Here is a 9,315-nt window from a genome sequence, read left to right on the forward strand (position 1 = left end):
CTGTGGTCATCGCCACGTCGCGCGCCTACCGTCGAGAGCATGACGACGACACCCGCCCAGACCGACCCGGCCACCGCAGCGTTCGCCCCCTTCGTCGAGGAGGCCATCGCCCTCGCCGCCCGCTGGTCCGCCGCGGCCAGCGCCGGGGAGACGAAGCGGGAGGCGCAGTCGACCGGCCAGCTCGCCGCGCTCCTGTCCGACCACGAGGGGCTCGACCTCGCCGTCTTCTTCGTCGACCGGGTCGCCCGGCCCGAGGACGACCGGGTCGCGGCCACCGCCCTCAACCGGATCACCGCCTCGGACGCCGCCTCCTTCCTCGGCCCGCTCGACCGCAGCCTGCTCGGCCTCGGCGCCCGCGCCGCGCGGATCGCGCCCAAGGTGGTCGTGCCCGCCGCCCGCGCGCGGATGAAGCAGATGGTCGGCCACCTCATCGTCGACGCCCGCGACCCCAGGCTCGGCCGTCACCTGGCCGCCGCCCGCGAGGACGGCTTCCGCCTCAACATCAACCTCCTCGGCGAGGCCGTGCTCGGCGAGGGCGAGGCCTCCTCGCGCACCGAGCGCACCCGCGAGATCCTCGAGCGCCCCGACGTCGACTACGCGTCGATCAAGGTCTCCTCGCTCGTCAGCCAGATCAGCACGTGGGACACGGCGGGCACCGTCGAGCGCTGCCTGACCCGCCTGCGCCCCCTCTACGAGACGGCCCGGGCCTCGACGCCGCACGCCTTCGTCAACCTCGACATGGAGGAGTACCGCGACCTCGAGATGACGATGGAGGTCTTCACGACCCTCCTGTCCGAGCCGCAGTTCCACGACCTCGAGGCCGGCATCGTCCTGCAGGCTTACCTGCCCGACGCGCTGCCCGCCCTCGAGCGGCTCGTCGACTTCGCCCTCGCCCGCCGCGCGGCCGGTGGCGCCCCGATCAAGGTCCGCCTCGTCAAGGGCGCCAACCTCGCCATGGAGCGGGTCGAGGCCGTCATGCACAGCTGGGAGCAGGCCCCCTACCCGACGAAGGGGGATGTCGACGCCAACTACCTGCGCTGCATCGAGCGAGCCCTGCGCCCCGAGCTCGCGGGCGCGCTGCGCCTCGGCGTCGCCTCGCACAACCTCTACGACGTCGCCGCCGCCCACCTGCTCGCTCAGCACCGCGGCGTCTCGGCCGCGCTCGACGTCGAGATGCTGCAGGGCATGTCTCCCGCCCAGGCCCGCGCCGTGCGCGACGAGGTGGGCACCGTCATCCTCTACACGCCAGTCGTCGCCCCCCAGGACTTCGACGCCGCTGTCTCCTACCTCGTGCGCCGCCTCGAGGAGACCGCGTCGCCGGAAAGCTACCTGCACGCCTCCTTCGCCGACGACCCGTCGGCGATGCCCGACCAGGAGGCTCGCTTCCGGACGAGCGTCGAGGCCATCGGCTCCACGCACGTCGGGCCGCGCCGCTCCGCCGAGCGGGCACCCATCGGTGACCACTTCGACAACACGCCTGACTCCGACCCGGCGCTACCGGCCACCCGCGAGTGGGCTGCCCGGGCCGTCGCCGCACCCCGGCCCGAGCCGACCTCACCTCACCTGGGCAGCACCGCCGCCGTCGACGAGGTCGTCGCCACCGCCCGCACTGCCCACGAGGGCTGGGCCGCGCGGCCTGCCGCCGAGCGAGCAGACCTGCTGCGCAAGGCCGCTCGCGAGATCGACGCCCGCCGCGAGGAACTGCTCGCGATCATGGCCGCCGAGGCGGGCAAGACCGCCGCCGAAGCCGACCCGGAGATCTCCGAGGCCGTCGACTTCGCGCGCTACTACGCCGACCGCGCCCTCGAGCTCGAGGACGGGGGCGATGGCCGACGGGGCGCGCTTCACCCCCTTCGCCCTGACGCTCGTGACGCCGCCGTGGAACTTCCCCGTCGCCATCCCCATCGGCGGTGTCCTGGCTGCACTCGCCGCGGGCTCCGCCGTCGTCATCAAGCCGGCGCCGCAGACGCCGGTGTGCGTCGAGGCGACCGTCGCGGCGCTGCACGCCGCCGGGATCCCCCGCGAGGTGCTGCACGTCGTGCGCACCGACGAGGACGAGATCGGTCAGCACCTCGTCGCCCACCCCGACGTCGACACCGTCGTGCTCACCGGCGCTAGCGAGACCGCGCGGCTCTTCGCCGGCTGGCGCGCCGGACGCGAGCACGGGGCCGGCGTCCTCGGCGAGACCTCGGGCAAGAACGCGCTCGTCGTCACCCCGTCAGCCGACCTCGACCTGGCCGTCGCCGACCTCGTCTCCTCGGCCTTCGGCCACGCCGGTCAGAAGTGCTCGGCCGCCTCGCTCGGCATCCTCGTCGGGTCGGTCGCCGACTCCGAGCGATTCCGCCGTCAGCTCGTCGACGCGGTCGAGTCGATCGCCGTCGGGTGGCCGGCGGACCTCGGCACCCGCATGGGCCCGGTCATCGAGGTGCCGAGCGGCAAGCTGCTCCGCGCGCTGACGACCCTCGAGCCGGGCGAGCGCTGGCTCGTGCAGCCGCGTCGCCTCGACGACACCGGCCGGCTCTGGTCGCCGGGCGTCAAGGACGGCGTGCGCCCCGGCTCCTTCTTCCACCTCACCGAGGTCTTCGGACCGGTGCTCGGGCTCATGCGCGCGGACTCCCTCGACGAGGCGCTCGAGCTGCAGAATGCGACCGCCTTCGGCCTGACCGGTGGCCTGCACAGCCTCGACGAGGAGGAGATCGCGCGCTGGACCGAAGCGGTCGAGGTCGGCAACGCCTATGTCAACCGGCACATCACCGGCGCGATCGTGCGCCGCCAGTCCTTCGGCGGGTGGAAGGCCAGCTCGATCGGCCCCGGCGCCAAGGCGGGCGGCCCCAACTACGTCGCCCAGCTCGGCACGTGGTCCGCCGACGGTCTCCCGACGAAGGGGGCGTCCGTCGCCTCCGCGGTCCGCGCCACCGTCGACGCGCAGCTCGCCGGGCTCGGCGACACGGTCACCGACGAGGAGCGCGCCTGGCTCGAGTCGGCGCTCGCGAGCGATGCGGCCGCCTGGGCGGGCGAGCTCGGGGTCGAGCACGACGAGAGCGCGCTGGTCGTGGAGACCAACGTCTTCCGCTACCGCCCGCACCCGCGGGTGCTCGTGCGCGCCGGCGCCGGGGCGCGACCGGTCGAGGTGCTGCGCCTCGTCGCAGCCGCCACCCTCACCCGAGCCCACGTCGTCGTCTCCGCCGACCCATCCCTCAACCTTCCGGCGAGCCTCGGCCACGTGCAGGTCGTCACCGAGGTCGAGGCGGCCTGCCTCGTGCGGGCCCGCCGGACCGCCGACGTGCGCGTGCGCGCCATCGGCGAGGCCCCGCCCACCCTCGTCGACGACCTCGTCGCCGGTGGTGTCGACGTCATCACCGGCGAGGTCCTGGCGACCGGACGCCGTGAGCTGCTCCCCTTCGTCCGGGAGCAGGCCGTGAGCACCACCCGGCATCGCTTCGGTCACGTGGCGGGCTGATCGCTGCCAGCGGGTGGAGGTCCTGGCCTGACCCTTGCGCGGGTCAGCGCACGGGCACCCCGGCACGCATCAGGCCGTAGGTGATGCCGTCGAGCAGCGCCTCCCACGAGGCCTCGACGATGTTGGGTGCCACCCCGACGGTCGTCCACGAGGTGTGCTCGTCGCTGTGCTCGATGAGCACCCGCGTCGTCGCGTCGGTGCCGTGGGCGGCATCGAGGATGCGCACCTTGTAGTCGATGAGCTCGATCCGCTCGATCTCCGGGTAGACCGCGACGAGAGCGTGGCGCAGACCCTGGTCGAGCGCGTTGACCGGGCCGTTGCCCTCCCCCGTCGCGACGAAGCGCTGCCCGCCCGCGGTCGCCTTGACCGTCGACTCCGAGAGCGCGTCGGCCCCACCGCGGGCGTCGATCATGATCCGCCAGGACTCGACCTGCGCGTACTCCAGCGACTCCTCCTGCACCTCACGCCGCAGCAGCAACTCGAAGCTCGCGTCCGCCGCGTCGAAGGTGTAGCCCCGCTGCTCGAGATCCTTGACCTTGGCGAGCACGCGCGCGAGCGCCGCGTCGTCGCCGGTGAGGTCGACGCCGAACTCCCGGCTCTTCAGCTCCACCGTCGCCCGCCCGGCCATGTCGGAGACGAGCATGCGCATGTCGTTGCCCACGTCCTTGGGCTCGATGTGTTGGTAGAGGTCGGGGTCGACCTTGATCGCGCTCGCGTGCAGACCGGCCTTGTGCGCGAAGGCGCCCGAGCCGACGTAGGGCTGCCGGGAGAAGTGCGGGAAGTTGGTCACCTCGCTCACCGCGTGCGAGATGCGTGTCGCGTCCTGCAGGCGGTGCGGCTCGACGAGGTCCATGCCGAGCTTGAGCTGGAGGTTGGCGACGACGGTGATGAGGTCGGCATTGCCGGTGCGCTCGCCGTAGGCGTTGACCGTGCCCTGGACGTGGTCGGCGCCGGCCTCGACCGCGGCCATCGTGTTGGCCACCGCGCAGCCGGTGTCGTTGTGGCAGTGGATGCCCAGCCGCGCCCCGGTCGCCTCGATGACGTCGGCGACGGCCGCGCTCACCTGGCCGGGCAGCATGCCGCCGTTGGTGTCGCACAGGGCGACGACCTCGGCCCCGGCCTCGTGTGCGGCGCGCACGCAGGCGAGTGCGTAGTCGCGGTCGAGGTGGTAGCCGTCGAAGAAGTGCTCGCCGTCGACGATGACGGTCCGGGCCTGACCCACGAGGTGGGTCACGGTGTCGGCGATCATCGCGAGGTTTTCGTCGCGGGTGGTCTTCAGCGCCCGCTCGACGTGCCCCGGGTGCATCTTGGCGACGAGGGTGATGACCTCGGCGCCGGAGTCGAGCAGCGCCTGCACCTGCGGGTCGGTGGCGGCGGAGCCGCCGGCGCGCCGGGTGGCGCCGAAGGCGGCGAGCGTCGCCGTGTGCAGCTGCAGCTCGGTGCGAGCCCGGCGGAAGAACTCGGTGTCGTTGGGGTTGGCCCCCGGCCACCCCCCTTCGATGTGGGTGACACCGAGGTCGTCGAGGTGACGGGCGATCGTCAGCTTGTCCACGACCGAGAGGTTGATGCCCTCCTGCTGGGCACCGTCGCGCATGGTCGTGTCGTAGACGTGGAAGCCGTGCATCGTGGGTTCTTCCGGTTGGGGCGAAGGGAGGCACTCGCCTCCGCGGTGAGTGTGACACCTGCTCGTCGCGCCCGTCCGTGGCGGGGGTGATGCTCCGGACCCGTCCGCTCGTCTCGTCCCCTGCCCGAGAAAAGCGAAAGACCCCCCCGGGTGTGGGAGGTCCGCGCGACGAGCAGGTGGCTCGTCGCGCCTAGATAATGAGCTCGGCTGCGGTGGCAGCGCGGGTCGTCATCTGGGGCATCACCTGGTCACCATGGCACCGTCCCACGAGCCGGTCACCGACCGTCCGCCCTTCGAGACGCTCGCAGAGCGAGCTCCTCAGGGACCGGTCGGACCCACACTCCCTGAGGAGGCCGCCCGCGGCCGTCTCGAAGGGACTACAGCAGCCCCTCGAGCACCTGCGCGACCCCGTCGTCGTCGTTGGCAGGGGCGTGGTCGGTCGCGGCCGCCAGGACCTCGGGATGCGCATTGGCCACGGCGAAGGACCGCCCGGCCCAGAGGAGCATCGGCAGGTCGTTGGGCATGTCACCGAAGGCCCACACCTCCCCCGCGTCGATCCCGAGCTCCGCGCACCAGCCGGCGAGCGCGGCAGCCTTGGTGACCCCCTTCGCCGAGACCTCGGCCAGCCCGCCGGCACCGCTGAAGGCCACGACCGCGCGGTCGCCGACGATCTCGGTGACCGCGGTGATGAACTCGTCGTCGGTCAGGTGCGGGTTGCGGGCGAGCAGCTTGCCGACGAGCGCGTCGTCCAGCCGCTCGATGGCCGGGGTCGTCACGAGGTTCTCCGGGTGGTCGTGGATCGCGGCAAACATGCTCTCCGCGGCCAGCCCGGTGTGCCGCTCGGCGGCGAAACCCGTGCCGGGCAGCTGGTCGCGCAGGTCGAGCACGATCTCGGTGACGACCTCGCGCGGGATGGAGCGCACGCCGAAGACCCGCCGCTCGGCGACGTCGTAGCGGAAGGCACCGTTGCCGCAGATCGCAACTCCGCGCGTGCCGACGACGTGCGCCAGCTCGTCGAGCCAGCGCGGGGGGCGGGCGGTGACGAGGACCGTCTCGAGCCCTGCATCGGCGACGGCACGAAGGGCGTCGACCGAGCGGGACGAGACGGTCCCGTCACTGCGCAGCAGGGTGCCGTCGAGATCGGTGGCGATGAGCCGAGGGGTCACGTGGGCTACCTCGGTGCGGTGCTGGCGTGGCTGCTCAGGCGAGCCGGGTCATCCAGCCGCGGGTGTCCTCGGCGACGCCGTACTGGATGTCGAGCAGGCTCTGGCGGATCGTGCGGGTGATCTCGCCTCCGCCCTCACCACCGGTGGACGGGGCGGAGCCGCCGGCCCAGCGCAGCTCGCCGACCGGCGTGACGACGGCGGCGGTGCCGCAGGCGAAGACCTCGGTGATCTCGCCGGAGGCCACGCCCTCCTTCCACCAGTCGATCTCGATGCGCGACTCTTCGGGGGTGAGGCCGAGGTCGGGGGGCGAGCGCGAGGATCGAGTCGCGGGTGACGCCCTCGAGGATCGAGCCGGTGAGCGCGGGGGTGCGCAGCTTGCCGTCCTTGGTGACGAAGAAGAGGTTCATGCCGCCGAGCTCTTCGATGTAGGTGTGCGTCGAGGAGTCGAGGAAGACGGCCTGGTCGCAGCCCTGGGCCTGACCCTCGAGCTGGCCGGCGAGCGAGGAGGCGTAGTTGCCGCCGCACTTGGCAGCCCCCGTGCCACCGTCGCCGGCGCGGGCGTAGTCCTGGCTGATCCAGAGGTTGACCGGCGTGAGGCCACCGGAGAAGTAGGCACCGGCCGGGCTGGCGATGACCGAGAAGGTCACCTCGTTGGCCGGTCGCACCCCGAGGAAGGCCTCCGAGGCGAACATGAAGGGCCGCAGGTAGAGGCTCGTCTCGCCCGTGCCGTAGGCGGGCACCCAGGCCTCGTCGGCCTGGACGAGCGCGCGGATCGCCCCGACGAAGTCCTCCTCCGGCAGCACCGGCAGCGCGAGCCGCTCGCAGCTGCGCGCCATGCGCGCCGCATTGCGGTCGGGGCGGAAGGTCCACACCGAGCCGTCCTCGTGTCGGTAGGCCTTCATCCCTTCGAAGACCTCCTGCGCGTAGTGCAGGACGGCCGCGGCCGGGCTGATCTGCAGCGGCCCGAAGGCGCGCACCTGCCCGTCGTGCCAGCCCTCCCCCTTCGTCCACGTGGCGAGGGCCATGTGGTCGGTGAAGGTCGACCCGAAGCCGGGGTTGGCCAGGACGGCCTCGCGGTCGGCGTCAGGAAGGGGGGCGTCGCTGCGGGTGGTGGTGAAGGTCAGCTCGGCGGTCATCAGTGGCACGTCTCCTCGGGTCCGATGTGGTGCAGGTTACCCCCCGAGCGAAGGGGGTCGGGTCAGCTGTAGTGGAAGCGGGCTTGGAGGACGACGAGGTCGTCACCGTCGACGAGGTAGACCAGACGGTGCTCCTCGGTGATCCTCCGCGACCACGCACCAGCGAGCATGTGACGCAACGGCTCTGGCTTGCCGATGCCGTCCACCGGGTCCCGCAGGGCGTCGTCGATCAGTCGGTTGATCCGCTTGAGCGTCTGGCGGTCGGCACCGAGCCAGTACGTGTAGTCGGCCCAGCCATTGGGGGTGAAGACCAGCCTCATCGCTCGAGGTCGTGCTCGTCCCGCCGCCCTTCGCGGGCCTGAGCCAGGCTCTCGAGGAGGTGACGAGCGTTGGCAGGCACCCGCAGGAGGTGGGCCGTCTCTGCCAGGGCGTCGTAGTCGGCACGGGACATGAGCACCGCGTCACCACGGCGCGACGTGATCTCCACCGTCGTGCGATCTTCGTTGACCTGCTCGATGAGGGGGAAGAGGTTCTTGCGGGCTTCGCTCGCGGTGACGGCCATGATTCCTCCAGACACTGGTACGACTTCTTGTACCAGTGTGCGCCTCGGTAGGCGGTCACCGCAAGCGTAGTCCGGGCGTCACAGCCGCCCGGCGATGGCGTCCCCGATCTGGCTCGTGGACCGCTCGTCCGCACGCTCGGCGAGGTCCGCGGCGACGGCGGCCTCGACCCGCTGGGCGTCGTCGGCGAGGCCGAGGTGGTCGAGCAGCATCGCCGCGGAGAGGATCGCGGCGGTCGGGTCGGCCTTGCCCTGACCCGCGATGTCTGGGGCGGAGCCGTGGACCGGCTCGAACATGCTCGGGGCGTCGCGGGTGGGGTTGATGTTGCCGCTCGCGGCCAGCCCAATGCCGCCGGCGACGGCCGCGGCGATGTCGGTGATGATGTCGCCGAAAAGGTTGTCGGTGACGATGACGTCGAAGCGTGCCGGGTCGGTCGCGAGGAAGATCGTCGCGGCGTCGACGTGCTGGTAGGCGGTCTCGACGTCGGGGAACTCCGCGCCGACCTCCTCGACGGTGCGGCGCCACAGGTGACCGGCGTGGGTGAGCACGTTGTGCTTGTGGACGAGCGTCAGGTGCTTGCGCGGGCGCGCCTGGGCGCGGGCGAAGGCGTCACGCACGACCCGCTCGATGCCGAATCGGGTGTTGACGCTGACCTCGGTCGCGACCTCGTGCGGGGTGCCGACGCGCAGCGCGCCGCCGTTGCCGGCGTAGGGCCCCTCGGTGCCCTCGCGGACGACGACGAAGTCGAGCCCCTTGCTCGTCACGTGCTCGGAGAGCGGGCTGGTGACGCCGGGGAAGAGCTTGGCCGGGCGCAGGTTGACGTAGTGGTCGAGCGCAAAGCGAAGGGGAAGCAGCACGCCCCGCTCGAGGACGCCGGAGGGGACGCTCGGGTCACCGATGGCACCGAGGAGGATGCCGTCGTGGCCGCGCAACTCCTCGACGACGGAGTCGGGCAGGGTCTCGCCGGTGCGGTGCCAGCGGGCCGCGCCGAGGTCGTACTCGGTGGTGCGGAGGTCGACGCCGGAGGCGCCGAGGACCTTCAGGCCCTCCGCGACGACCTCGGGGCCGATGCCGTCGCCGCCGATGACGGCGATGTCGAAGCTGGTCTGCGCTGCGTCCGTGCTCATGTGCTCAGGCTAGGCGCGCGTCCCGACATGTGAACCCCGCGTCCCGACATGTGGGCGCAGGGCCCCTCGCTCCCTGAGTGGGTCCCACGCTCCGCGTGGGCGGTCGCCCCGCGACCGTCTCGAAGGGTCCCTGAGGAGGTCGCCCCGCGACCGTCTCGAAGGGTCCCTGAGGAGGTCGCCCCGCGACCGTCTCGAAGGGTCCCTGAGGAGGTCGCCCCGCGACCGTCTCGAAGGGTCCCTGA

At 72.2% G+C, this 9,315-nt stretch carries 5 protein-coding genes and 2 pseudogenes; 1 reads left to right on the forward strand and 6 read right to left on the reverse strand.

Features of this window, described 5'->3' with window-relative positions:
* Window positions 1–39 precede the first annotated feature (39 nt).
* Window positions 40–3,460 (forward strand): annotated as a pseudogene (locus B277_RS20330) (proline dehydrogenase family protein).
* A 43-nt stretch (window positions 3,461–3,503) separates the two neighbouring features.
* On the opposite strand, the gene cimA reads toward B277_RS20330, so the two are convergent.
* The 6 genes and pseudogenes from cimA to B277_RS10230 form a co-directional block, all read right to left on the reverse strand.
* Window positions 3,504–5,084 (reverse strand): citramalate synthase, encoded by a 1,581-nt coding sequence (gene cimA, locus B277_RS10205; RefSeq protein WP_007927920.1) that lies wholly within the window; start codon window positions 5,082–5,084, stop codon window positions 3,504–3,506.
* A 377-nt stretch (window positions 5,085–5,461) separates the two neighbouring features.
* Window positions 5,462–6,250, reverse strand: coding sequence for an HAD family hydrolase (locus tag B277_RS10210; protein ID WP_007927923.1), 789 nt, complete (start codon window positions 6,248–6,250; stop codon window positions 5,462–5,464).
* Window positions 6,251–6,284: 34 nt separating this feature from the next.
* Window positions 6,285–7,386: pseudogene (locus tag B277_RS10215) on the reverse strand (branched-chain amino acid aminotransferase).
* Window positions 7,387–7,448: 62 nt separating this feature from the next.
* Entirely contained in the window at window positions 7,449–7,706 is a 258-nt protein-coding gene (locus B277_RS10220) for a Txe/YoeB family addiction module toxin (RefSeq protein ID WP_007927930.1), read from the reverse strand.
* Complete coding sequence (locus tag B277_RS10225) at window positions 7,703–7,948, reverse strand: type II toxin-antitoxin system Phd/YefM family antitoxin (protein ID WP_007927933.1); 246 nt, start codon at window positions 7,946–7,948, stop codon at window positions 7,703–7,705. Before B277_RS10225 ends, B277_RS10220 begins: the two co-directional genes overlap by 4 nt.
* Before the next feature lie 78 nt (window positions 7,949–8,026).
* Window positions 8,027–9,073, reverse strand: coding sequence for a 3-isopropylmalate dehydrogenase (locus B277_RS10230; RefSeq protein WP_007927934.1), 1,047 nt, complete (start codon window positions 9,071–9,073; stop codon window positions 8,027–8,029).
* Window positions 9,074–9,315 lie beyond the last annotated feature (242 nt).

The organism is Janibacter hoylei PVAS-1, assembly GCF_000297495.1.
Lineage (GTDB): Bacteria > Actinomycetota > Actinomycetes > Actinomycetales > Dermatophilaceae > Janibacter > Janibacter hoylei.